The organism is Kocuria subflava, from assembly GCF_012163155.1.
Lineage (GTDB): Bacteria > Actinomycetota > Actinomycetes > Actinomycetales > Micrococcaceae > Kocuria > Kocuria subflava.
On record NZ_JAAVUN010000008.1, the window covers coordinates 1 to 25457 of the forward strand.

16 protein-coding genes are annotated in these 25457 nt (G+C 65.4%); 9 read left to right on the top strand and 7 right to left on the bottom strand.

Translation table 11 applies throughout. From position 1 onward, the window contains the following. Positions 1 to 342 precede the first annotated feature (342 nt). The gene (locus GTW58_RS05450) at positions 343 to 1752 is read left to right on the top strand and encodes an MFS transporter (protein ID WP_119932034.1); all 1410 of its coding nucleotides are present in this window, start codon (positions 343 to 345) and stop codon (positions 1750 to 1752) included. A 90-nt stretch (positions 1753 to 1842) separates the two neighbouring features. Here the strand turns inward: GTW58_RS05450 and GTW58_RS05455 are convergent, their stop codons facing one another. Together GTW58_RS05455 and GTW58_RS05460 are read right to left on the bottom strand one after the other, a co-directional pair. Continuing rightward, complete coding sequence (locus tag GTW58_RS05455) at positions 1843 to 2835, bottom strand: hypothetical protein (protein ID WP_119932035.1); 993 nt, start codon at positions 2833 to 2835, stop codon at positions 1843 to 1845. A 220-nt stretch (positions 2836 to 3055) separates the two neighbouring features. Then, positions 3056 to 4483 (bottom strand): NAD(P)H-quinone dehydrogenase, encoded by a 1428-nt coding sequence (locus GTW58_RS05460; RefSeq protein ID WP_119932102.1) that lies wholly within the window; start codon positions 4481 to 4483, stop codon positions 3056 to 3058. A gap of 179 nt (positions 4484 to 4662) precedes the next feature. On the opposite strand from GTW58_RS05460, the gene GTW58_RS05465 reads away from it, so the two are divergent. From GTW58_RS05465 to GTW58_RS05480, 4 genes are all read left to right on the top strand, one after another. After that, on the top strand, positions 4663 to 6648 hold the full coding sequence (locus tag GTW58_RS05465; protein ID WP_081994419.1) for a BCCT family transporter: 1986 nt from the start codon (positions 4663 to 4665) through the stop codon (positions 6646 to 6648). A 196-nt stretch (positions 6649 to 6844) separates the two neighbouring features. Beyond that, complete coding sequence (locus GTW58_RS05470) at positions 6845 to 9718, top strand: ATP-binding cassette domain-containing protein (RefSeq protein WP_168023471.1); 2874 nt, start codon at positions 6845 to 6847, stop codon at positions 9716 to 9718. Between the two features lie 124 nt (positions 9719 to 9842). Further along, complete coding sequence (locus GTW58_RS05475) at positions 9843 to 10679, top strand: purine-nucleoside phosphorylase (protein ID WP_232817893.1); 837 nt, start codon at positions 9843 to 9845, stop codon at positions 10677 to 10679. Then, on the top strand, positions 10676 to 12520 hold the full coding sequence (locus tag GTW58_RS05480) for a phospho-sugar mutase (protein WP_119932037.1): 1845 nt from the start codon (positions 10676 to 10678) through the stop codon (positions 12518 to 12520). Before GTW58_RS05475 ends, GTW58_RS05480 begins: the two co-directional genes overlap by 4 nt. A 168-nt stretch (positions 12521 to 12688) precedes the next feature. Here GTW58_RS05480 and GTW58_RS05485 read toward each other — a convergent pair whose 3' ends face one another. The 3 genes from GTW58_RS05485 to nirD form a co-directional block, all read right to left on the bottom strand. Beyond that, entirely contained in the window at positions 12689 to 12934 is a 246-nt protein-coding gene (locus tag GTW58_RS05485; RefSeq protein WP_157980398.1) for a hypothetical protein, read from the bottom strand. A 230-nt stretch (positions 12935 to 13164) separates the two neighbouring features. Further along, positions 13165 to 13944, bottom strand: a complete 780-nt coding sequence (locus tag GTW58_RS05490) for a sirohydrochlorin chelatase (protein WP_119932039.1) — start codon at positions 13942 to 13944, stop codon at positions 13165 to 13167. Next, positions 13941 to 14300: a nitrite reductase small subunit NirD gene (gene nirD, locus GTW58_RS05495; protein ID WP_232817894.1), complete on the bottom strand. Its 360-nt coding sequence runs from the start codon at positions 14298 to 14300 to the stop codon at positions 13941 to 13943. Before nirD ends, GTW58_RS05490 begins: the two co-directional genes overlap by 4 nt. Positions 14301 to 14502: 202 nt before the next feature. Between nirD and nirB the strand changes: the two genes are divergently transcribed. Beyond that, the gene (gene nirB, locus GTW58_RS05500; RefSeq protein ID WP_119932041.1) at positions 14503 to 17136 is read left to right on the top strand and encodes a nitrite reductase large subunit NirB; all 2634 of its coding nucleotides are present in this window, start codon (positions 14503 to 14505) and stop codon (positions 17134 to 17136) included. Positions 17137 to 17177: 41 nt separating this feature from the next. On the opposite strand, the gene GTW58_RS05505 is transcribed toward nirB, so the two are convergent. Continuing rightward, positions 17178 to 17813 carry an ACP S-malonyltransferase gene (locus GTW58_RS05505; RefSeq protein WP_157980399.1) on the bottom strand — a complete coding sequence of 212 codons (636 nt, stop codon included), beginning with the start codon at positions 17811 to 17813 and terminating at the stop codon, positions 17178 to 17180. Between the two features lie 224 nt (positions 17814 to 18037). Here GTW58_RS05505 and cobA point away from each other — a divergent pair, with 224 nt between their 5' ends. The 3 genes from cobA to GTW58_RS05520 all read left to right on the top strand — a co-directional run bounded on the left by cobA (position 18038) and on the right by GTW58_RS05520 (position 21219). Beyond that, positions 18038 to 19999: a uroporphyrinogen-III C-methyltransferase gene (gene cobA, locus GTW58_RS05510; protein ID WP_157980400.1), complete on the top strand. Its 1962-nt coding sequence runs from the start codon at positions 18038 to 18040 to the stop codon at positions 19997 to 19999. Positions 20000 to 20081: 82 nt separating this feature from the next. After that, positions 20082 to 20774 (top strand): deoxyribose-phosphate aldolase, encoded by a 693-nt coding sequence (gene deoC, locus GTW58_RS05515; protein WP_119932104.1) that lies wholly within the window; start codon positions 20082 to 20084, stop codon positions 20772 to 20774. Between the two features lie 148 nt (positions 20775 to 20922). Beyond that, complete coding sequence (locus GTW58_RS05520) at positions 20923 to 21219, top strand: hypothetical protein (RefSeq protein ID WP_119932044.1); 297 nt, start codon at positions 20923 to 20925, stop codon at positions 21217 to 21219. Positions 21220 to 21643: 424 nt separating this feature from the next. On the opposite strand, the gene mfd is transcribed toward GTW58_RS05520, so the two are convergent. Next, complete coding sequence (gene mfd, locus GTW58_RS05525; protein ID WP_119932045.1) at positions 21644 to 25336, bottom strand: transcription-repair coupling factor; 3693 nt, start codon at positions 25334 to 25336, stop codon at positions 21644 to 21646. Positions 25337 to 25457: the final 121 nt, after the last annotated feature.

Consider the following 25457-nt stretch of genomic DNA (forward strand, 5'->3'; position numbering starts at 1 on the left):
CTCCTCCCCCCCCCTCCCCCCCCTCCCTTCCCCTCCCCCCCCGCCCCACCCCCCGCGGGCGGCGGCCCGCTCGCCCCCCCCCCCCCCCCCCCCCGTCGTCGTGCGTGACGTTCCTGCGCCGAGTAGGCCGTTTGATCGCCGCTGACGCGGTCAGGGGCGATCAAACGGCCTACTCGGCGGGGGAAGGTAGGGCGAGGCGTCCACATAGTGACCACATCCTGAGATGAGTGTTCCGGAATGTGACACCGGGTGTAATCTCCCCGTGACATCGAGCGGGGCTCTGACCACGGCCCAGCTTTCACGCCAGAACGTCCCTCACGTTCCCTCCAACCGAAGGAAGCCATGTCAACCTCCGTTGACCGGTCCGATTCCCCGGACCCGGTGACCACTGACCCCATCGGAACCGCCAAGACGCTGCGCAACCGTGTCCGCGCGGCCTCCCTGGTGGGCACCACCATCGAGTTCTACGACTTCTACGTCTACGCCACCGCGGCCGTGGCTGTTTTCCCGGCGCTGTTCTTCACCGGTGAGGACGAGACCGCCAAGCTGCTGGCCTCCATGGCCACCTTCGGCGCGGCCTTCATTGCCCGGCCCATCGGTTCCGTGCTGTTCGGCCACTTCGGTGACCGGGTGGGGCGCAAAGTGACCCTGATCGGCGCGTTGCTGACCATGGGTATTGCCACCATCCTGATCGGTCTGCTGCCCACCTATTACTCGATCGGCCTGTGGGCCCCGATCATGCTGACAATCCTGCGCTTCTGCCAGGGCCTGGGTCTGGGTGGCGAATGGTCAGGTGCCGCGCTGCTGGCCACCGAATACGCCGAGCAAGGCAAGCGTGCCCGCGCCGCCATGTGGCCGCAGCTGGGTGCGCCGTTCGGCTTCATCCTGGCCAACGGTTTCTTCCTGATCCTGACCGTGATCATGGGCTTCACCACTCTGGCGGACAGCGGCGACGGCCATGCCTTCCTGGTGTGGGGCTGGCGCATCCCGTTCATCGCCTCCATCATCATGGTGGGCGTGGGCCTCTACGTGCGGTTCTCCCTGGAAGAGACCCCGGTGTTCAAGAAGGCCGTGGAACGCTCCGAGCCGGTGAAGTCCCCGGTCACCGAGGTGTTCAAGACGTCCTGGCTGCAGATCATCCAGGGAACGTTCATCATGCTGGCCACGTACGTGTTGTTCTACCTGATGACCGCCTGGATCCTGTCCTACGGCATCGGTTCTTCCGCCGTCGGTGGTCTGGGCATCCCCTACCGCAACTTCCTGGTCATCCAGCTGGTTGCAGTGGTGCTGTTCGCCCTGACCATCCCGGTCTCTGGCTGGCTGGCTGACAAGTACGGACGCCGTTCTTCCCTGTTGGTGGTCACCGCCGGCATCGTGGTGTTCGGCCTGATGTTCGGTTGGTTCATTGCCCCGGAGAACCTGGGGACCGGTGAGGACCTGAGCATGCTGCGTCTGGTGGTCTTCCTGGGTGTGGGCATGGCTCTGATGGGTCTGACCTTCGGTTCAATGTCCGCGGTGCTGCCCGAGCTGTTCCCCACCAACGTGCGCTACACCGGCTCCGGCATCGCATACAACGTGGCCTCCATCCTGGGTGCGGCCCTGACGCCGTACGCCGCCGTGTGGCTCAACGCCTCCTTCGGTGTGCCCGCGGTGGGCCTGTACCTCTCCGGTGCGGCCGTGATCACCTTTGTGGCTCTGTGGCTCTCCCCGGAGACCCGCCACGTGGACATGGTGGAAGTGGGCAACAAGTAAGCCCCCCCGCCGAGTAGGCCGTTTGATCGCCGCTGAGCCCATCAGCAGCGATCAAACGGCCTACTCGGCGTATGGGGTGGGGGATGAATGTCAGGCTGCCGCACGCCGGGCGATGGCCTGACGGATCAGTTCGACGACGCGCGGCGGGGTACCCGGTGCAGAACCGATCGGCGGATACAGATCTGAGATCAACACCCGGATCTCGATCCATCCGGCGGCTTCCGTGGCGCGTTGGCGTTCGATGTCACGGACGCGTTGGGCATCGGCGTCGTGATGTGGTCCCTCGATCTGGAGGGAGAGCTTCAAGTCCGGGTTGGCAAGATCAGGCCACACGGCTCGGTGCCCGGGGACATGGAGTTCGACGTCGGTCAGCCACTCCCCCAGTCCGAACTCCATCAGCACCAGTCGAGCCCGAGTTTCCGCAGCAGAATCCACCCCGGGCCGAGCGAACTCAAGTGCCGAGCGAACACGGGCCACGCCACGCCTGCCGGCCAAGCGCTTGAGATCGAACTCGACGTCATCGGGCGATCTCAGTGCCGGCATCAGACTCAGCGGGCCAACTCGGTGCTGGTTGATCACCCCGTCCAACATGGCCACAATGTCTTCCGCAGCCATGAACCACGGCCCCTGGGGTCCCGATAGACCTGCCAGGTCCACCACTGTTCTGACAGGTCCGGTCACCCGGATGCCGTTGTGAAGCCAGCAGTCCTCCTCATGGAGGTTCTCCCGGTGACCGTGCCAACCCTTGAGCCGGGTGGCACGATGTCCCGCAAAGTGCGTTACGTGGCCCGGCAACGGAGTCCGTAACCGACCCGGCAGTCTGAGACCCAACAGCAGCGCTGCCGAGGTGTGACTGGCAGCAGCCTTGGGGTTGACCAGTTGGAATGCAGGCAGCACATCCATCAGACAGGCAACAGGGTCCGTGGGAACCACATGCTGGACCGTGGCCCAGACGTTGCGGCACACGGAGACATAGCCTGGGCCCAACAGTTGGCTGCGAGTGACCCCGCAGGCAGCGGCCTCCGCCGTCGTGAAGCAGCGGTCTGGTAGTTCGGCTGGTGGGATGTGCGCGGGAGTGACCATGAGCCGAGTACATCCTGGTCAACCAGCCCACGGGCCCCGAACCGCCATCTGGGGACAACCACCCCAGCCTCGCAGGCCCCGAGCGGATCTTGTGGAGTCACCACCACTGGGCTGGGCCCAAGGCGCAGTTCCTCCCCCAGACAGCCGAGTAGGCCTTTTGATCGCCCCTGAGTGCATCAGCAGCGATCAAAAGGCCTACTCGGCGGGGAAGAGGGGAGGGTCAGCTCTGGAGGTGGTGCAGGCGTCGCGCGGCCTCGGAGATCGAGCCGGACAGAGACGGGTAGACCGTGAAGGTCTCAGAGAAGTCGTCCACCGTGAGCCCCTTGGACACGGCCACGGAAATGGCAAAGATCAGCTCGGAGGCACGCGGACCCACCACCACCCCACCCACGATGGTGCCCGGGCCCTTGCGGGCAAACAGCTTCACAAAGCCGTCCTCCACCTTCATCATCTTGGCCCGGGCGTTGGTGGCCAGATCCAGTTTGATCACGTCCGCGGAGAAGGAACCGTCCTTGATGGCCTGCTCCGAGATGCCCACGGAGGCGATCTCCGGTGAGGTGAAGATGTTGGAGGCCACCACCGCGGTGCGCAGCGGCTTGACGGCATCGCCCAGCACGTGGGCCATGGCGATCCGTCCCTGCATGGCGGCCACGGAGGCCAGCGGCAGCACACCGGTGCAGTCACCGGCTGCGTAGATGCTGGGCACGGACGTCCGGGAGACCCGGTCCACGGCGATGTGCCCGGAGTCCTCAAGCTTGACGCCCACTTCCTCCAGCCCCAGACCTTCCGTGTTGGGGATCGAGCCAACGGCCAAAAGACCGTGCGACGCCGCGATCTTGCGTCCGCCGGACAAGGTCACCACCACGCCGTCGTCGGTGCGCTCCACGGCTTCAGCACGGGAGCGGGAGACCACGGTGAGGCCGCGGCGTTCGAAAACGTTCTCCAGGACATCGGCCGCATCTGAGTCCTCACCGGGCAGCACCTGGTCCCGGGAAGAGACCAGGGTGACCTTGGCACCCAGGCCGTTGTAGGCGGAGGCGAATTCAGCGCCGGTCACACCGGATCCCACCACCACCAGGTGTTCGGGAATCTCCTCCATGTTGTAGACCTGGGTCCACGTCAGGATGCGTTCCCCATCCGGCTGTGCGCTGGGCAGGGTGCGCGGGTGGGCGCCAACGGCCACCAGGATGGCATCTGCGGTGAGGTCGTACTCCATGCCGTCCTCAGCCTTGACGTGTACGGTGTTGGGATCCGCGATCGAGCCGGTGCCGTCCACCACCTGCACACCTTCTTTTTCCAGACCCCGGCGGATGTCCCGGGACTGAGTGGCGGCCAGCCGCAACAGCCGGGCGTTGATGGTCTGCAGATTTGCGGCCAGACCCTCGATTTCCGTGCCGTCCTGCGGCCCGCCCACCAGATGCACGCCAAGGTCCTGGACCTCATGGAAGCGGTGGATGGTGTCTGCAGAGGCAATCAGGGTTTTGGAGGGCACCACATCTGTCAGGACGGCCGCGCCGCCGGTGCCTTGCCGCTCCACCAGGGTGACCTCTGCCCCCAGGCCCCGGGCATGCAAGGCGGCCTCGTACCCGCCAGGGCCGGCGCCGATGATCACGATTTTCTTCTTGAGACTTTCGGTGATTGAACTCACCACTGCATTGTGTCAAAAAAATCGGACCCCGGGCTTGGGCAGTCACGGCGCGGGTTTCTACACCCCCAAGCCCCTCAGAAACCTGGGAATCCGCCCCGAACACTTGACGAGTCAATTTGAATCTAGGGTGGGTCTTGACCATGGTGGTGGGGTCCACTTGTACTTCAGATGGGATTTTCATGTCTTCCTCCGATGCATCACCGCCCTCCGCGGAGGGCTCGGCAAAGAACGACGCCGTACACGCCGGTGAACCTTCAGCGGCAAGCAACAACTCAACGGTGACTACAGCCGATTCGCCTGAGACCACCACCGAATATCCAGGTGAGGCCAACGGCTCCCCCCTCAGCAGCGCAATCGCGTTGCATGAAGAATTGACCGTCCCTGAGTCCGAGCAGATCCAGGCCCAGGACAGTGACGACGAAATCACCGCCAAACTGCGCCAACAAGGCGTGAAGATCGGCAAGTTCGGGGTGGCGCCGCGGGTGTTCTGGCCTGCGATGATCGTCATCCTGGCGGTCGGTGTGATCGGCATCCTGGCCCCGGATTTCACCGGCGACATTTTTGAGACCACCCAGAGCTGGATCGTGTCCAACTTGGGTTGGTACTACATGCTCATCATCGGTGGTTTTGTGGCCTTCACCGTGGTCCTGGGCTTCTCCCGCATGGGCAACATCCGCCTGGGCAGAGATGACGAGGAACCCGAATTCGGGGTTCTGTCCTGGTTCTCCATGCTTTTTGCCGCCGGCATGGGCATTGGCCTGGTCTTCTACGGCGTGGGTGAGCCTCTGACCTATTCCACCGTCAACCCCAAGCCGGGTTGGGACGGCGGCGAGGCCCAGTTGCAGGGCCTGGCCATGGCCCAGACCTTTGTGCACTGGGGCTTGCACCCGTGGTCCATCTACGCCGTGATCGGTCTGGCCCTGGCTTATGCCATCCACCGCCGCGGCCGCCCGGTGTCCATCCGCTGGGCCTTGGAGCCGCTGTTCGGCGACCGGGTCAAGGGCTGGCTGGGCGATGCCATTGACGTTCTGGCGATCTTTGGCACGGTGTTCGGCGTGGCCACCTCCCTGGGCCTGGGCGTGCAGCAGATTTCTGCAGGCATGGTGGCCATGGGCGTGGTGAACACCGCGGACAACACCCTGTTGGTGATCCTGATTGTGATCATCACCTTCCTGGCCATTCTCTCCGTGGCCAGTGGCTTGGGTGCAGGCATCAAGTGGCTGTCCAACATCAACTTGTCCATGGCGGGGCTGCTGCTGATCAGCGTCCTGCTGCTGGGCCCCACGGTGTTCCTGCTGCAGAACTTTGTGGAATCGCTGGGCATGTACCTGGCCAACCTGATGCAGATGACCTTTGACGTGGGCGCCCACCAGCAGACGGAGGAGGCCCAAGGCTGGTTCACCGGTTGGACCATCTTCTACTGGGGCTGGTGGATCGCCTGGTCCCCGTTCGTGGGTGTGTTCATTGCCCGCATCTCCAAGGGCCGCACCATCCGCCAGTTCGTGGCCGGTGTGCTGTTGGTGCCCACCATCGTGGGCTTCTTCTGGTTCTCCGTGATGGGTGGCATGGGCTTGTACCGCCAGTTCTACGGCCAGGGAGACCTGGTGGTGGACGGGGAGGTCTCCGTGGAGTCCGCGCTGTTCCAGGTCCTGGACGGACTGCCCCTGGGCTCCATCCTGTCCGTGATCGCCATCATCCTGGTGGCCGTCTTCTTCATCACCTCCTCCGATTCCGGATCCCTGGTGGTGGACATGCTGGCCTCCGGCGGTCATCCGAACCCGCCCGTGTGGTCCCGTGTGCTGTGGGCCCTGCTGGAAGGTTTCCTGGCCGTGGGTCTGCTGTTGGCCGGTGGTCTGGGTGCCTTGCAGGCAGGTTCGTTGATCACAGCGCTGCCCTTCAGCGTGGTGCTGCTGCTGATGTGCGTGGCCACCGTCCGCGCCCTGATTGCTGAGACCCGGGTGCGTGACCGTGCCTTGCGCCGTGAGGAAATCAACCGCATGCGTGCTCTGGTCACGGAGGAGATCACGGAGAACCTCTCCGAGTTCCCCGAGTTCGAGTCCTACGTGGACCGCCGGATCGACTACCGCATCGACCGGACCCGCCCCGCCTTCCCGCGCCCCAACCTGGGCCGCCCCCGCGGCCGTGGGTCGCAGAAGCCGGAGTAGTCCCCCGCATCACGACGACGGCCCCCGCCACCGTGCTCATCCCCCACCCGGGAAGGGCGCGATGTGGTGGGGGTCGTCGTCGTTGTGAGCACGCCCAAACCCGTGGAGTGTGCAATTCTTTGTCACGGCCATGCGATTGCAAACGCAGTAGGGCATGATCGATGCGTCATCACGCGCCACGTCCCGAAGGAGTTTCATGCACCCCCTGATTATTGAGGTGGGCAGCACCATCCGCGAGCTGGACCCGTGGCGCCCCTGGACCGTGGGTTCCTCGCAGTACGCGGACATCCAGTTGCAGTCGCCGGCCATCCAGGACATCCACGTGATTCTGCGCTGGAGTGGGGATTGCTGGACGGTGGAGGACCGCGGCACCCGCACGGGTACTGCCATGAATGGGTACATGCTCATGGCCAACATGGCGGCCATCATCACGGGCCCCACTCGGTTGAGCCTGGCCCCCGGTACGGGTGCAGGGGCTGAGTTCAAGGTCATGGACCCGCCCGCACCGGACCCGCAGACTTCCGCGGATCCCGCCGCCGGTTACGGTTTTGTGCCGGATCCTGCTGCGGCACCCGCCGCCGACACCGCTCAGCCGCAGCCAGACCAGACCTACGGGATCGTGGCCCCCACGCACCACGACGACAACAACACCAACGACGACGCATCCTCCCGCATCCATTCGGCCGACATCCCTGTGGCCTCCGCAGAGCCCACCGTGGCCGCCATCAGCATCAACCGGGCCACTGCAGGTCTGGACGGCACACCATCCGGCCCAGGGCAGATCCGGCGGGAGGCCGGATCGGAGGGCAGCCCCTCTGCCTCTGGCGTTGATCCGTCCGCACCGGTGGTGGAGGCCCAGCAGCGCTCCTGGGTCAACCGCATGGACAACACGGAAATCATGCCTGCCTCCCCCAGCCCGGAGGACGAGCGTTCAGGCATGCGCCTGTCCCCGGCCTTCCGCCCGGCTGTTCCTGGCGAGTCCATCATCGTGGGCCGGGATGCCTCCGCTGATGTGCTGATCGACGGTCTGTTGGTCTCCCGCCAGCATGCCCGCCTGACCCGCACCGGTGACGGTGCCACCATCACGGACCTGGGTTCCACCAACGGCACCTGGGTGGATGGTCAACGCATCACCAGCACCGTCCCCCTGCACGTGGGGTCCCAGGTGGTGATCGGCGGCGTGCCCTTCCGCCAGACTTCGGTGGGTCTGTGTGAGCTGATCCGCGCCGAAGGCAACATGTCCATCGTGGTGCGGGATCTGACCTTCTCCGTGCTTGATCGGATCAACCCCAAAATGAAGCGCACCCTGGTGGATGACGTCTCCTTGGAGATCCCGGACCGGTCCCTGATTGCGGTGATCGGCCCATCCGGTGCCGGCAAGTCCACCTTCCTGAACTGTTTGCTGGGTGAGATCAACCCGGACCGCGGACGGATCGAGTACCACGGACTGGACATGTCCCAGTTCGGCCCGGTGCTCTCATCCCAGATCGGCATGGTGCCCCAGGAGGACGTGCTGCACCGGGATCTGACCGCCGAACAGGTCCTGGAAGCCACGGCCGCCCTGCGCCTGCCCGAAGACGTGGACAAGCAACAACGTCAGAGCCGCATCTCTGCGGTCATCGAGTCATTGGGACTCACCGAACACGCCCGCACCCCGGTCAGACAACTCTCCGGTGGCCAGCGCAAACGCGTGTCCACGGCCATGGAACTGCTGACCGGGCCCCGCTATCTGTTCCTGGACGAGCCCACCTCCGGTCTGGATCCGGACATGGACTTTGAGGTCATGGACCTCTTGCGCCGGATGGCCCACGGTGAGGTCGGCGGCCGGGAGGGCTCCACCGTCGTCGTGATTACCCACTCCACCGCCAATCTGGACCTGGCGGACAAGGTGCTGGTGCTGGCCCCCGGTGGTTCGGTGGCCTACTTTGGCGATCCGGACGGGATGATGCCGTACTTTGAGCGCTCCCAGAACCTGGGCCCGCAGGTGCGTGAGGTCTACAAGGGGCTCAAGGAGGATCCGGCATCCGCAGCGGCTGCCTTCCGGACCGAGGTCTTCCACGTGACCCACGAACGCCTGGCGGCCCAGACACCGGCCGGCCCGCAGAAGCAGGTGACCCGCCGCGGCATGTTCCAGCTGGGGGTGCTGCTGCGCCGTCAGATCCAGCTGATGCGCACCGATCTGCCGTCCGTGATGGTGACCACCTTTGTGGCACCGGCCCTCTTGGCGCTGTTGGTGCTGGTGGTCCCGGGTGATCACGGGCTGACCTACCCGCAGTCCTCGGAATCGGAGATCAACCAGCCGCAGATCGTGCTGATCGTGATTCTGCTGGCGGCCGTGGCCATTGGTCTATTCCCCGCCTGTCGGACATTCCTGGACGAGAAACAGATCTTCCTGCGGGAAGCCCGAACCGGGTTGGGGGTGTGGCCCTATGTGGGGGCCAAGACCCTGGTGACCATCGTGACCTCACTGATTCAGTCGGCCATCCTGGTGTTCACAGTCCTGTTGCTGATCCCGCATGACTCGATGGCTTCCTGGGGGCCGATGTGGCTGGAACTGTGGCTGGTCACGTTCTTGCTGATCATGACCTCCTGGCTGCTGGGCTTCCTGGTTTCCGCTCTGGTGGGCCGCTCTGACGTTGCCATGAACACCGCCTCCTTGCTGGTGGTGGTGCAGCTGATCTTCTGCGGCGGCCTGTTCGCCATGGAGGGAGTCTCCGACACCGCGTCCAAGGTGGTTCCCACGCGCTGGGCCTACGCCGCGATGGCCCAGTCTGCGGACATCAACCAGATCGTACGCACCGCAGCAGTCGCACTACCCCAGGAGGAGGCCAATGCCGAGGCCCAGGAGGCTCACGACGAAGCCGTGACGGCCGCACAGGACGCGGGCCTGCCCGCACCGGAGGCACCCGAGATCCCCGAGGTGGACACTTCCAGTGCCGTTCTGGATTCGATGTGGGAGCAAGGCACCCTGCAGTGGTGGGGTTCAACGGGCATCACCGCGGGCTTTGGTGTGGCATTCCTGTTGCTCTCGGTACTTTCGATCCGCCGGGTCAAGAAGCGCAAGCACTGACACTTGAGCCCCGGCTCCGATCCACCGCGGTCAGTGGCCCGCTGTGATCCAGATGGCAGGATGGATCCCGACTGCGCCAACCCGCCGCAGTGACAAGAGCCGCACGCTCAAGGAGGCCCTGACCGTGGTGAACCCCACCGACTCCCATGACCCATTCGATCTGGCCCAGCAGGCAGCTGATGCCCTCCGGCAACGCACCGGAGTGGACACCCACCACGTGGCGTTGACCCTGGGTTCGGGGTGGGGCGGGGCAGCTGAGCTGCTGGGTGAGACCGTGGCGGAGATCCCCGCCACGGAGATTCCCGGGTTCTCCAAGCCTGCCCTGGAGGGGCACGTGGGAACCCTGCGGTCGATTCGACTGGCCGCCCCGGACTCCGACGGCCGGCAGCGTCACGCACTGGTGATCGGGGCCCGCACGCACTTCTACGAAGGACGCGGTGTCCGTGCGGTCGTCCACGGTGTGCGCACGGCAGCGGCTGCCGGGGCCACCACCATGGTCCTGACCAACGGATGTGGTGGGCTCAATCCCAGCTGGTCGCCAGGGACGCCGGTGTTGATCTCCGATCACGTCAACCTCACGGCCACCTCACCCTTGGAAGGGGCCACGTTCGTGGATCTCACGGACCTGTACTCCCAGCGTCTGCGGGAGATCGCCCGGTCCGTGGACCCGTCCCTGGATGAGGGGGTCTACGCCCAGTTCCCCGGTCCGCATTACGAAACCCCTGCAGAGGTCCACATGGCAGGTGTTCTGGGGGCAGATCTGGTGGGCATGTCCACGGCGCTGGAAGCCATTGCCGCGCGCCACGCCGGTCTGGAGGTCCTGGGGATCTCGCTGGTCACCAATTTGGCGGCAGGAATCCAGCAGACCCCGCTGTCCCACCAGGAAGTGGTGGAGGCCGGGCAGGCCGCCGCCCCACGGATTGCCCGACTGTTGGCAGAAATCGTAGGAGCCATCCGATGAACACGGCACCCTCCCCCGCCTCCCCCCTCTGGCCCGGTTCCGGAGCGCACCTGTTGGAGGCGGTTCGCTCATGGATCGCGCAGGACCCGGATGCTGAAACCCGGCAGGAGCTGGAAAAACTGGTGGCCACCGCCACGGATCCATCTGCCGGTGAAAAGGCTGCTCAGACGGCGGTGGCCGATCTGGCGCAGCGGTTCTCCGGCACCCTGCAGTTCGGCACGGCAGGGCTACGAGCCGAACTCGGCGCGGGTCCGATGCGCATGAACCGCGTGGTGGTCCAACGTGCGGCAGCCGGTGTTGCCGCCCACGTGCTGGAGGTGGCCGGAGGAGATGCCGAACGCGCACCCCGGGCCGTGATCGGTTTCGATTCCCGGAAGAACTCTCAGGTTTTTGCCCAGGACACCGCTGCGGTCTTCACCGCTGCTGGACTGGAAACCCTGATCATGCCGCGTCCGCTGCCCACCCCTGTGCTGGCCTGGGCCGTCAGGGAGTACGACGCCGAAGTGGGTGTGATGGTCACCGCCTCCCACAACCCTGCAGCGGACAACGGGTACAAGATCTATCTGGGTGGGCGTGCCGTTGAGGACAACGGTCGCGGATGCCAGATCGTGCCGCCGCATGACAGCCAGATCGCCGCGCACATTGATGCTGTGGGTGATCTGCGTCAACTCCCCGTGGCCCAGGACGGGTGGACCGTGCTGCCCTACCTGGTGGAATCACACTATTTGGACGCGATCGTGCCCGGTGGCACCGGCGGGACCCGGGAGTCAGCGGCCAACCCAGGTCTACCTGGTGCCGCAACAGCTCCGGCGGGTGCTGGAGCGTCGTCGTCGCCCAAGATTGTGCTGACCGCCATGCACGGCGTGGGTGGACCCACCACTGTGGAGGCACTGGCCCGCGCGGGGTTCGCGGACGTGCACCCCGTGCGCGCGCAACACACCCCGGATCCGACCTTCCCCACGGTGGCCTTCCCCAACCCGGAGGAACCGGGTGCCCTTGACCTGGCCTTCGAGTTGGCCCGGGAGGTGGGGGCTGATCTGATCATCGCCAATGACCCCGACGCCGACCGCTGCGCCGTTGCCGTTCCCGACGCCCACCACCCCGCCTTCGTGGACGGGTGGCGGATGCTGCGCGGGGATGAAGTGGGTGTGCTGCTGGGTCTGGCGGCCCTGCGTTATCACGCCGGGGAGGCCGGGGCTGTGGTGGCCAACTCGATTGTGTCCTCCCGTTGGCTGGGACGGATGGCTGCGGCAGCCGGTGTGGAACACCGGGAGACCCTCACCGGCTTCAAGTGGATTACCCGGCAGCCGGGGATCATCTACGGCTACGAGGAAGCCCTGGGTTACTGCATCCAGCCGCAGACCGTGAGGGACAAGGACGGCATCTCCGCCGCCGTCGCCGTGGCACAACTGGCGCAGCAGGCAGCCACGCTGGGCCGGTCCCTGGCCGATGAGTTAGCATCCCTGGCGGTGGAACACGGGTTGTTCACCACGGATCAGCTTTCCATCAGGGTTTCTGACCTTTCCCTGATTCCGCAGATGATGACCACGCTGCGGGAGCACACCCCCACGGAGCTGGCCGGCTCCCCCGTGGTGGAGGTCCGTGACCTTGCCAATCCGCCTGCGGACTCACCGCTGCCGCCCACGGACGGTTTGCTGTTGCTCACGGCAGATGACACTCGCGTGATCGTGCGTCCTTCCGGCACGGAACCCAAGCTCAAGTGCTACCTGGAGGCGGTCACGGAGGTGGGCGACGTCGTCGACCTCCCGGCGGCCCGAACGGAGAGCACCAAGCGCCTGTCCGCAGTGGCGACCCAGCTACAGGCACTCCTGAGCGCCTGAGACCCCTCCCCCCCCTCCAGCCGAGACCGAGGTTTAGGCCCGAAACTGCATACTAGATCGGGCCTAAACCTCGGTCTCGGCGGGAGGGGGCAGGCGCCCAGGAGCGTATCCATCGGGCTCCGTGTTCATCCGGAGATCAACCTCATGCATTGCTGCTCGGCGCAAGCGTCAACGGCTGGGCCCAGCTACTCCTGTGGAATCGCGGCCATGATCCGGATGAGTGCTTCGTGAAGAACGCGAAACCAGTTCGGTCACGGTGGAGAACATCAGCACGGCCAGGATCGCGATTCCCCACCGGAACGCCACGGGCAGATCAGTGGTGACATCCAGGACGATGTTGACCACGAGTGCCAGTAAAACGCTACAAACCACGGTGAGCGTCGGCTTGTGCTTTGCCATCATGATTTCAGTCAAACACTCGGTTCAAAGCAAGATCAAGTGCCTTGTCAACGGTGGTCGGCCCCGTGGCCGCGAGAGGGGTGCCGCGGTCGCTTCACCAACGCCCGTGGCCGGCGCAGGTTCCAGGACCGGAGCAGGCACCTCACTGGTGAGCACGGGACACCACCCGCCGATACCGAGGTTAAGGCCCGAAACCGCGTACTAGATCGGGCCTTAACCTCGGTCTCGGCGGTGTTTGGGGAGGGTCAGGCGCCCAGGAGCGCGCGGCCTTGTTCCCAGCGCTTGACGACGACGTCCACCACCTCGGCGGGCACCTCCGCACCGTCGATCAACAGTGGCTCGGTGACGCGCCCACCTGTTGCCGCATGCTCCGACGGCGCCCCGGGGGCAGGGGTTTGAGCAGCTGCAGCGGCATCGCGGTGGAACACCCCAGGTGCCACGTGGAAGGAGACTGTGGTCACGTGATGTGCCCCGTTGTGCCAGGCCTCGGCCACGGCTTGGTGGGCCTTGGGGTGGGCAGCGGAGACGAATCCCGTGGTCACGGGGCGCCCGGTGAGTTCTTCAAGGTCAGCGGCCTGTTGGCGTACAGCTCGAACGGCCCTGGCATCGGAGGATCCGGCGGCCACCATGACCAGATGCGGATCGGGGTCGGTTTCAGCCACACCGGTCTCCCCGAGTTCAGTCTCCATGATCCGGCGCGCCATCAGCTCGGACAGCAACCTGTCCGGGCCAAGAGCATCCGTGACCACGTGATGCGGCCGATCAGCCACGGTCTCCGCCAAGTCCTTGTAGACGTGGAACCCGGCCGCCAACAGCAGTGGCACTATCACCACCGGGCGATCCGCGAACTCCTCACACCGTGCTTCAACATTGGGTTCCTGAACGTCAACCCAGGTCAAAACAACCTCAGCGGACGGAAGTGCTTGGGATACGGCTTGCGCGATCTCCTGGGTGGCAACTTGGGCGCTGCGTGCCCGGGATCCGTGGGCACACAGCAGCAGGACGGGGTCAGCAGAAGGTCTCACGCGCCCAATTCAACCAGCACGCGGCCGTCCTCCACACTGACCTTGTGAACAGGCAGGGTGAAGTCGGCACCGGTCCGGCAGGAGCCGTCACGGAGGTCATAAACCTCCTTGTAGAGCGGCGATGCCAGGGTGGGAACACCGTCCACGGTCTCCCCAACAATGCCGCGTGCCATCACCAGGGCGCCCGAATTGGGGTCGGCGTGATCGCAGGCATAGACGGTGTCATCCTGCATACGAAACACCGCGATCTGACGCTGCCCGACCAAGGCCACCTCACCCCAGTCACGTTCCAAGTCATCCAAGGTGCAGATCTCAACTGGTCCTTGGACAGCGGTCTGCGTTGCCTCTGCGCTCACTGTGTCACCTTCCGTAACGGCTCTGCCACGATCAGCACTCCCAAGCATCCGGCGGCAACCGCATGACCCTGGAGCACCAAGAGTGATTCCATGTCATCAGAGGGCCGCGCGAGCACCCAAGCCGTTGCCGCAGATTCCATGTGCAGCGCAGATCGCAGCCGCCCAGGTGACCGATCAGGAACCAGCCGTAGGAGGCCATTCCATGCCCAACACGCCAGCTCCCGGGACCGGACGCAAGATCTTGGTGATCGGCGGTGGACCTGCTGCCCAGCGTTTTGTGCAGAAGATGGTGCAGAAGGGTCTGGGGCAGAACACCATCACGGTGCTGGCCGAGGAACCCTGGGCCCCCTATGACCGTGTGGCGCTGGAGACCCTCTTCACGGACCCTGAGCGTGATCTGACATTGGGGGATGCGGATTTCTGGGACCACCCCCAGCTGGATCTGCGCACTAACACCCGGGCCTCCGACCTGGACGTCAAGAACCAGGTGGTGCACACCCGTCAGGGTGAGGACTTCCCCTATGACGAACTCGTGCTTGCCACCGGCTCCAATGCCGCCACCTTGAACATTCCCGGTGCCCACCGGGTGCACGTGTTCCGCACCATCAAGGACGTCCGCGGCATCGTGGATGAGGTGGCTGAGCTGAAGGAAAAGCTGGGGCGCACCCCGCGCGGTGTCGTCGTGGGCGGTGGCCTGCTGGGGCTGGAGGCCGCAGCAGGTCTGAAGGACCTGGGCGCTGAGGCCACCATCCTGGACGTCGCCGAATTCCTGCTGTGCACCCAGATGGACCGCGACGGCGGCCTGGCGGTGAACTCTCTGATGCGCGAGCAGGGCCTGGACGTGCGCTGCCAACGGTTCATTGCCGGCGTGGAGCTGGACGAGGAAGAAAACGTCACAGGCGTGCTGGTCAAGGACGGTCCCGGGCCGGATGCCACCGTGGAACACATCGAGGCGGACATGGTGGTGTTGGGCATCGGCATCAAGGCCCGCTCCGGTCTGGCCCGCCGGGCCGGTTTCCACCTGGGCGCCCGTGACGGTGTGGTGGTGGATGAGACCTGCAAGACCTCCGTGGCGCATGTGTGGGCCATCGGTGAGGTGGCAGACATTCTGGGTCAGACCTGGGGCCTGGTGGGACCTGCCAACATCATGGCCGAGGTGGTGGCGGACCGTTTGTTCGGTGGCGATTCCAAGGTCACGGCCTTTGACACCTCCACCCGGTTGAAGTTCTCCGGCGTGGATGTGGCCTCCTTCGGTGACGTCTACGCCAGGACCCCTGGCTGCATTGAGGTCAACTACACGGACCCGGTGGCCGGTATCTACCAGAAAATCGTGGTGGACAAGGACCAGGAGACGCTGCTGGGTGGTGTGTTCGTGGGCAACGCGGAGCCCTACGACGCACTGCGTCCGCTCCAAGGCCGGCCGCTTCCTGCCGAACCGGCCCGCTACCTCTCTGCTGCAGGTGGCGATGCCCCGGAGACCGAGCTGCCGGATGACGCCATCCTGTGTTCCTGCAACAACGTCTCCTTCGGCACCGTGCGAGGTGCCGTGAAGGACGGCAACCATTCGGTGCCTGAGCTCAAGAAGTGCACCAGCGCCGGCACCCAGTGCGGTTCCTGTGTGCCCATGCTGCAGAAGACCATGGAGAAGACCATGCTCTCCCTGGGGCTCACAGTCTCCAAGGCCCTGTGTGAGCACTTTGATCTGTCCCGCCAGGAGCTCTACGCCGCGGTCCGCGCCAGTGGCATCCGCACGTTCCCGGAGGCCCTGGAGCGGTTCGGCAAGGGCCGCGACGGCTGCTTGATCTGCAAGCCGGTGATGGCCTCCATCCTCTCCTCCCAGCCCAACGCCTACGTCCTGGATGAAGGCCGCGGCACGCTGCAGGACACCAATGACCGCAACCTGGGCAACATGCAGAAGGACGGCACCTACTCGGTGGTTCCCCGCATTCCTGGCGGTGAGATCACGCCGGAGAAGCTGGCCGTGATTGCTTCCGTGGCCAAGGACTACGGGCTCTACACCAAGGTGACCGGCGCCCAGCGGATCGGTCTCTACGGCGCCCGGCTGGAGGAACTGCCGGAGATCTGGAAGCGGTTTGTGGACGCCGGATTCGAGTCCGGGCAGGCCTACGGCAAGGCCCTGCGCAACGTGAAGTCCTGCATTGGATCCACCTGGTGCCGCTTTGGCGTCCAGGACTCCGTGGGCATGGGCATCCGGTTGGAAAACCGCTACCGGGGCCTGCGTTCACCGCACAAGTTCAAGATCGGTTCCTCGGGTTGTGCCCGTGACTGCGCGGAGGCTCAGGGCAAGGACATCGGTGTGATGGCCACCCCGGACGGCTGGACTCTCTACCTGGGCGGCAACGGTGGCGCCAACCCGGCCCACGCCAGGGTCATTGCTCAGGACATTGACGAGGAAACGTTGATCAAGTACATCGACCGTTACCTGATGTACTACATCCGCACTGCTGACAAGCTGCAGCGCACGGCCCGGTGGTTGGAGGATCTGGACGAGGAGTACGGGGACGCCATGGCTCACCTCAAGGCCGTGCTATTGGATGACTCCTTGGGCATCTGCGCTGATCTTGAGGCGGACATGGAACGTCAGGTGGAGGGTTATCAGGACGAATGGGCCGCCACCTTGGCCTCCCCGGAGCGGCTGCGTCGCTTCCGTCCGTTCGTCAATCAGCCGGAAGCCTCCGATGACGCCTCCCGCCAGTACGTTCTGGAACGTGACCAGATCCGCCCGGCAACACCGGAGGAGATCGACGCCGCCGAATCCGGTGACGGCCCGGTGTTGATCGCAGGGGCCCGCATCCCGGTGGGTGCCGGCTCCTGATCACCTGAGGTGACCGCCCCGGCTGACCCGGGAACTGCGCCCTAGATCCGGGCCGGTTCCCGGGTCAGTCTGCGAATACGGCGGATGTCTGCCGTGGATCGTGTGACCACCTGCGGGTGGGCCTGGGCGAACTGGGCACTGAGGCGACGCCCGGGCCCCACCTCGATCACCACGTCACGGCCGCGGCCCACCAGCTGTGACATGGTGTCGCGCCAACGGTCGGATCCGTCCACCTGGGTCAAGAGGTCCTGCCGCGCCTGGGCACCGGTGCGCAGCAGCTGCGAGGAACCGGAGCCCACCACCGGCAGGTACGGTTCGCGGAATTCGGTGTTCTCCAGTCGAGCCACCAACGGTTCTGGCCGCTGCCCCGTGGCATCGGAGTTCCCCAGAACGAAGGCGTGCTCCCGCACCAAGAGCAGACCGTCCGTGAAACTGAGGCACCCTGCTGCCGCCAGTGCCGCGTAGGAACCCAGTTGATGGCCTGCCAGGACATCCGGCTGCCAGCCGGATTCCAACAACCCCAGGTGCGTGATCACGCTGACCGTGTAGACCGCTGCCTGCAGATCCCCGGCACGGTCCTGGGAGACTGACCGCAGACCGACGCCGGTGGCTCGCTCGGCTTGGTCGAACACCTGCTCCGCTATCTCCGGAAAAGCCTCTTGGACAACGTCACCCATGGTTGCCTTGTGCGATCCTTGTCCCGGATACACAAATGCGCAGTGCATGTTTCCACCGATCTCTAGAGCATTCCCCCAAGGGCCGCCAGGTTTCCCCTACCTGACACGGCCCGATTGCCTCCAATACGCTCACACGTCATGCCTGCGCAAACAAGTGAAAAAGCGCGTACAAAATCTGACAAGCGCCCCCGGGAACACATGTGGGGAGACCTAATGTGGAGATCATGTTCCTGGAGACCGATCTTGCCCGTGTGACCGTTCTGTTGTTGGGCGCAGGCCCGGATTCCCGCACGGCTCGGCGCCTCCGGGCAGGTGGGGCCACCGTCAGCGTGGATGTTGAGGCCGGACAGCCACCGGGCGTCGTCGTGGTGGTGGGAGATCGGGAGCCGTGGGCGGCCGCGCTGGAACGGATCACGGAGGTCCACGGCCCGCTGCCGGTGGCCGTCACCGATCCAGAGCGAACTGGGGTCACCTTGGTGGGTGGCGGCCCCGGTGCCGATGACCTGATCACAACCCGCGGTTTGTCCGCCGTGGCAGATGCCGATGTGATTCTTCTGGACCGTCTGGCCCCACAAGGTGTGGCTGAGTCCCAGGCCCCGCATGCCCAGATCATCCGGGTGGGCAAATGGCCGGGGCACCATCCCGTGCCGCAGGAACAGATCCAGTCCATCCTGCTCAACTCGGCCCAGGAGGGCCGGCACGTGGTGCGGTTGAAGGGCGGCGACCCGTATGTGTTCGGCCGTGGTGGTGAGGAAGTGGCGGACTGCGAGTCCTGGGGTGTGCCGGTGGACGTGGTTCCCGGCATCACCTCCTCCGTGGCCGTACCGGGAGCCGCGGGGATTCCCGTGACGTTCCGGGACGTTGCCCGCACCTTCACCGTGGCCTCCGGGCACGTGCCGTTCACGGAGGCCGAACTACGCGGCTTCTGTGCACTGCTGGAGACCGGCGCCACCCTGGTGGTGCTCATGGGTGTTGCCACCCTGCCCCAGCTGGTCAGCGGCTTGGTACGCCACGGCGCCAACGCCACCACCCCCATTGCCGTGGTGGAAAAGGGCTTCAGCGCGGACCAGCGCGTGCACACCTCCATTCTGGAAACAGCGGTGATCGATCTGGCAGGGGCCGGGTCACCGGCCGTGACGGTGATCGGCCCCGTGGCGGCTCTGGCCGCTGAGGACCGCGAGCGGGTCCTGGGCGAGCTGACACCCCACCGCGCCATTGCACCGCGCACCCTGGAACCGGCCGATCCTGATCCCACACCTTCCACCGCATCAACGACGACGACGGAGACGCACCCCCACATGGACACCACCCCCACCCAGGCTGACGGGCCACTGACGGGCCGCACGGTGGCGGTCACCGCCCACCGCCGTGCCGAAGACCAAATGGGTGCGCTGCAGCGCAAGGGAGCCACCACGATCGCAGCACCGGCGTTGAAGTTGGTCCCGGTGGACCAGGACGCCGACGTCGTCACCGAAACCCGGCAGATGCTGGCGGCCCACCCGGATCTGATGGTGGTCACCACGGGCTACGGGTTCAAGCGCTGGTGGGACGTGGTGGAGGCCTCCGGTCAGGCGGATGGTGTGCACGCCATGCTGGCAGCGGCTGACATCTGGGTCCGCGGCCCGAAGGGACGGGCTGCCGTCCGCGGGATCGGGCTGCACGACGTCGGCATCTCCCCGGATGAAACCATCGGGCCCCTGGTGGATCAGATCCTGGAGGCCTACGACCACGACCTCACCGGGGCGGTGATCGGTTGGCAGGAGAACGGCTACCACGATCGCGAGCAGCGCGCGCGACTGGTGGGGGCCGGAGCCGCCGTGCACACCGTGGTCCCGCACCGGTGGGCCGACGCCGACGACGCCGGGATGATCCCGCGCGTGATCCGCCAGGTGTGTGCCCGTGAGATCGATGCGGTGACCTTCACCTCTGCCGCAGGTGCCGATGCGGTGCTGTCCACGGCATCGGAGATGGGACTGGAAGATCAGTTCGTGGCGGCCTTCACCACCCCTGACGGCAGTTCCGCCGGTGTTGGCACTCATACGGTGGTGGCTGCAACCGTTGGACCCGTCACCGCAGCACCCCTGCAGGTCGCGGGCATTCCTGCCCTGGTGCCACAGCGATTCCGCATGGGAGCCATGATCAATCAGTTGGCCGAGGTTCTGGGGAGCTCTGAGACCGCCGGATAAAGTGGCCTCTGGGCAGCATCACGCACCGGTGTGATCAGTCCCGCATCAACTCCGCGACCAGGAAGGTACCTCCGTGCCCCAGATTTCCGAACGCCACAGCCTGCCTGCCGACGTTGACCCCAGCGCTGCAGAGCTTGCGTCGCGCGTGGACCACACGCTGCTGAAGCCGGAGGCCAGCCAGGAACAGGTGGAAACCTTGTGCCAGGAAGCCCTGGAGCTGGGGTTCGCTTCCGTGTGCGTCAACGGGCTGTGGACCTCCCTGGTGGCGGAGAAGTTGAATGGCTCCCAGGTGCTGACCTGCACCGTGGTTGGTTTCCCGCTGGGTGCCTCCACCTCTGAGACCAAGGCTTTCGAGGCCCAGGAAGCGGTGGCCAACGGTGCGCAGGAGATTGACATGGTCATTGACGTCGCAGCCGCCCGTGCCGGGGACCAAGCCGCCCTGGAAGCGGAGATCCGCGCAGTCGCCCAGGTGGTTCACGCAGGGGGTGCCGAGCTGAAGGTCATCATCGAGGCCTGCTTGTTGACCGATGACCAGAAGGTCCTTGCGTGCCAGGCGGCCGTTGCAGCCGGAGCCGACTATGTGAAGACCTCCACCGGTTTCTCCACCTCTGGTGCCACAGCACAGGACGTCGCTCTGATGCGCAAGACCGTGGGTGAGGAGATCGGGGTGAAGGCCTCCGGCGGCGTCCGTACACGGGATGCCGCCGTGGAGATGCTGCGAGCCGGGGCCTCACGGATCGGCGCTTCAGCCGGGGCCGGGCTACTTGAGGCGTGAGCCTGCAATCAACTGACAGATCGTCGTCATGACCCAGTACACTGGGCTCAGACTCAACAGGCGAACGCGCGGGTCGGGGTGAACCTCAAGGTTCGGCTCACGTTCTGCCGCGCCACGCCGTCGCCAGCACCACAGGGAAGAGGCTCACATGGCTACTGACAATCACGGACGCACCATTCGCCGCTACTCCGGCGAGGGCCAGGGCGTCGCCAACTTTGTGCTGTGGCTGGTGCCCGTTGTGGCCATCCTGGCCAGCTTCTGGCTGTTCACCATGCCGGAGAACTGGTGGTTTGTGGTCGGCATCCTGATTTACGGTGCCGCCCTGATGATCCCCACCTTGATTGTGGCCGGGAAAACCGCAAAGCACTCCACCGGCGGCCGCGAGCTGACCTTGGACGTTCCGCACTCCACGGAGTCGGCCCCCCGCCAGGAAGTCCGCGCCTGAGAACACTGGCACTTTCCGTTCAGATGCCCCACTGACAGGAGTCGGGCGGCACTGCATGGAAAAGGACCCCGCACGTTCACCGTGCGGGGTCCTTTGCGTCGGTGCCGCTTCATCAGCAACACCGGAGGCTGCGGCCACGCGGCGAGTTCTCCATCCCAGGACTCAAGCGGCAGGCCATCCTGCAGCGTCCACGCTTCACCTGCTCGGCACCTCCGAAATCCCCAAGATTTTCGGTGGCGTGGATCCAACGGGTCAGCGGGAGGCTGCACTCTCCCTGTTCCACCAAAAAACATACGTGTGTTGCCACGGAATTTCATGCCCAATCGGCCTGTTCGGGGCCACTGTCCCCACAAGTAGTGGCGGGCAAAGCATGCGTACCTGGTCGCCTGCTGGCCGCGCCAATCCGCACCCGATGTTCCAGCTGTCAGACGGCCGGTGCCGGCTCCTGAATCACCGCGGTGATCACCTCATCCGCCCACGCCAGAATGGCTCCGTCCACCAGGTCCTTGCCGCCGATGCGCGCGGTCTTGGGTTTGGGCACCAAGGCCACGTGCTGGGCGGTGTTGGGCACCGCCAGGTACTTGGATCCGGGGTACATACGGGTCAGACGCATCTGACGGGATTCCGGCAACTCCACCGGGCCGAATCGAATGTTCGGTCCCTGGACCGCCACGTCCACCAACCCGGCAGCCCGGGCCTTGATCCGCAGACGGGCCACGTCCAGCAGAAGCTGGGCTGGTTCCGGAAGGTCCCCGTAGCGGTCCTTGAGTTCCTCGGCCACCTCCAGCACACCGGCCTCGTCCGTGGCGTTGGCCAAGGTGCGGTAGGCGTCCAGGCGCAGCCGCTCCCCCGGGACGTAGTCGTGCGGCAGGTGGGCGTTGACGGGCAGTTCGATTTTCATTTCGGCTGGGGCATCGTCCTTGTCACCGCGGAACTCGGCCACGGCCTCACCCACCAGGCGCAGGTACATGTCAAAGCCCACGCCGGCAATGTGCCCGGACTGTTCACCACCCAACAGGTTGCCCGCACCGCGGATTTCCAGATCCTTCTGCGCCAGCTGCAAACCGGCGCCGAGCTCGTTGTGTGCTGCCACGGCTTTGAGACGCTCCAGAGCGGTTTCCGTCAGGGGTTTTTCGACGTCGTAGAGGAAGTAGGCGTAAGCACGTTCCCGGCCACGGCCCACACGCCCACGCAACTGGTGCAACTGGGAGAGGCCGTATTTGTCCGCACCGTCCACGATCAACGTGTTGGCGTTGGCAATGTCCAGACCGGTCTCCACGATGGTGGTGGAGACCAGCACGTCAAAGCGCTTTTCGTAGAAGTCCACGATGATCTGTTCGAGTTCGTTCTCGCTCATCTGCCCGTGAGCCACGGCCACCCGTGCCTCCGGCACCAGCTCCCGCAGTTCGGCTGCTCGGCGCTGAATCGAGGAGACCCGGTTGTGCACAAAGAACACCTGTCCTTCACGCATCAACTCGCGCCGCACCGCGGCAGTGACCTGTTTGTTGGTGTAAGCACCCACGTAGGTCAGCACCGGATGCCGTTCCTCCGGCGGGGTGGCCAGGGTGGAGGTCTCCCGGATACCGGTCAGGGACATCTCCAGCGTGCGGGGAATCGGAGTTGCGGACATGGCCAGGACATCCACGTTGGTGCGCATGGCCTTGAGCTTTTCCTTGTGCTCCACACCAAAGCGCTGTTCCTCGTCAATGATCACCAGCCCCAGGTCCTTGAACTTGACCTCTGAACCCAGCAGACGGTGGGTGCCGATCACCACGTCCACGCTGCCCTCGGCCAGGCCCTTCATGACTTCCTTGGACTCCTTGGCCGTCTGGAAACGTGACAGGGCGGCCACCCGCACCGGGAATCCTGAATAACGCTCGGAAAAGGTTTCCGTGTGCTGCTGCCCCAACAAGGTGGTGGGGACCAGCACGGCCACCTGTTTGCCGTCCTGCACGGCCTTGAACGCGGCACGCACGGCCACCTCGGTCTTGCCGTAGCCCACGTCGCCGGAGATCAACCGGTCCATGGGGACCTCGCGCTGCATGTCCGCCTTGACCTCGTCAATGGTGGTCAGCTGGTCCGGGGTCTCGATGTACGGGAACGCCTCTTCCAGTTCCCGCTGCCACGGGGTGTCGTCACCAAAAGCATGACCGCGGGTTGCCATGCGCGCCGAGTACAACCGGATGAGCTCACCGGCAATGTCCTTGACCGCACGTTTGGCGGCCTTCTTCTTCTGGTTCCAGTCCGCCCCACCCATCTTGGACAGTGCAGGGGTCTCCCCGCCCACGTAGCTGGAGATCTGATCGAGTTGATCCGTGGGAACGAACAAGCGGTCCTTCGGCCCATTGCGCTTGGAGGCCGCATATTCCAGGACCAAGTACTCCCGCATGGGTCGCGGCTGTCCCGCCTTGGGCACGGCACCGGCAATGGGGCGGGCAATCAGCTCTACGAACTGTCCAATGCCGTGCTGCTCGTGCACCACGTAGTCCCCGGCCTTCAGCGCCAGGGGGTCCACAGCATTACGACGACGCCGCTGCGGCAGCTGCCGCGAATTCTTGGCGGCATAGGCAGAAGATCGGCCCAGCAGATCCGATTCGGTGAGGAACGCCAGTTTGAGCGACTCCACCACAAAGCCCGTACCGGCCGTGGCGCAGGTCAGCTCCACCACTCCCGGCTGGGGCTCATCCTCAAGGGTGTCGTGCCGAGAGGCCGGGATGCCGGCGTCGTGCATGAGTTCTGCCAGGCGTTGCAAGGGTCCTGGGCCCTCGGTCACGGCCACCACACGCCAGCCGTCGCGCACCGATTCACCCAGGTGCTCCAGCATGGCCTCCACGTTGCCACCGAAGGACAAGGGTTCACGCGCGTCCACGCTCAAGGTGTCGGCATCGGAGTCCAACAGCCTGATGGTCTCCGCGCTGGTTTCAGCATCCACCTCCGCCAGGGAGGCATCCACGGGCAGTGCGGTGGTGGCCCACCACCCCAGGTGGGCATCCAGTGCAGACTCGCGCGCTTCCTCCAGGCTCTGGAAGGAGCCGGTGGCCAGGGACCGACCCTCAGCCTCCGTGTTGGTCACATCAAGGGGGGCAACGTCTGTGTCAGCGGCCGACTCCCAGGCCGCGGCCAAGAACTCCTGGTTGGTGGCCACCAGATCCGCAGCTCGGGTCCGGACCTTCTCCGGTTCCATGACCACCACCAGGGAGTCCTGCGGCAGCAAGGAGACGAACGGCACCATGCGTTCGGCCAGCAACGGGGCCAGGGACTCCATGCCTTCCGAATAGATGCCGCCGGCCACCTTTTCCAGCAGGGCCTCCGCACCGGGCAGTTTGGAGATCAGCTTGGCCGCGCGGGACTGCACAGCAGGGGTGATCAACAGTTCACGGCATGGCGGGGCAATGATGCGCTCCGGGTGCTGCCCACCGCGCAGCGTGCGCTGATCGGCCACTGCAAACCAACGCAGCTCATCGATCTCGTCCCCAAAGAACTCCACCCGCACCGGGTGATCGGCCGTGGGTGGGAAAACGTCCACGATTCCGCCGCGCACGGCGAACTCCCCACGCCGGGTGACCATGTCCGCGCGGGCGTAGGCTGCGGCAACCAAGGCGGCCACGACGTCGTCGAAAGACTGCTCAGCACCCTTCTGCAGGACCACCGGCGTCAGGTCGGCCAGGCCCTCCACCACGGGCTGCAGCAGCGAGCGCACCGGTGCCACCACGACGTCGATCGGCTCCTGACCCGGGTGTTTGAGGCGGCGCATGACCTCCAGGCGACGCCCCACGGTGTCCGAGCGCGGGGACAGGCGCTCATGCGGCAGGGTCTCCCAGGCCGGGAAGTCCGCGATCTGCGCATCCGGGCACCAGGTGGGCAACTGCGCCACGACGTCCTCGGTCTCACGCCCGGTGGCGGTCACTACAAACAGCACCGGTGCGGGGCCGGCACGCCGCTCTCCGGCTGCTCGCAGACCCGCCAGCAGTTGCGCGAACACGGCGGGACGCAAACCGTCCGTGACGCTGATGATGGTCTCCGCGGAGCGCTCGGCGGGACCCACCGCGGCCTGGGACCGGACGTTGGCGATCGAACGTTCCTGAGTCAGCACGGATGCCAAACCGGTCAAGGACATGGTGAAGAAGCTCCTGGGCAGGGGTGGGTGGTCAGGCGCGGACAACGCCCGTCCAGGGTACTCCTCAGCTCGGACAGTGGTGTGGTGGCCTGCTCACATGAGCTCAGGCCCGGACCACCAC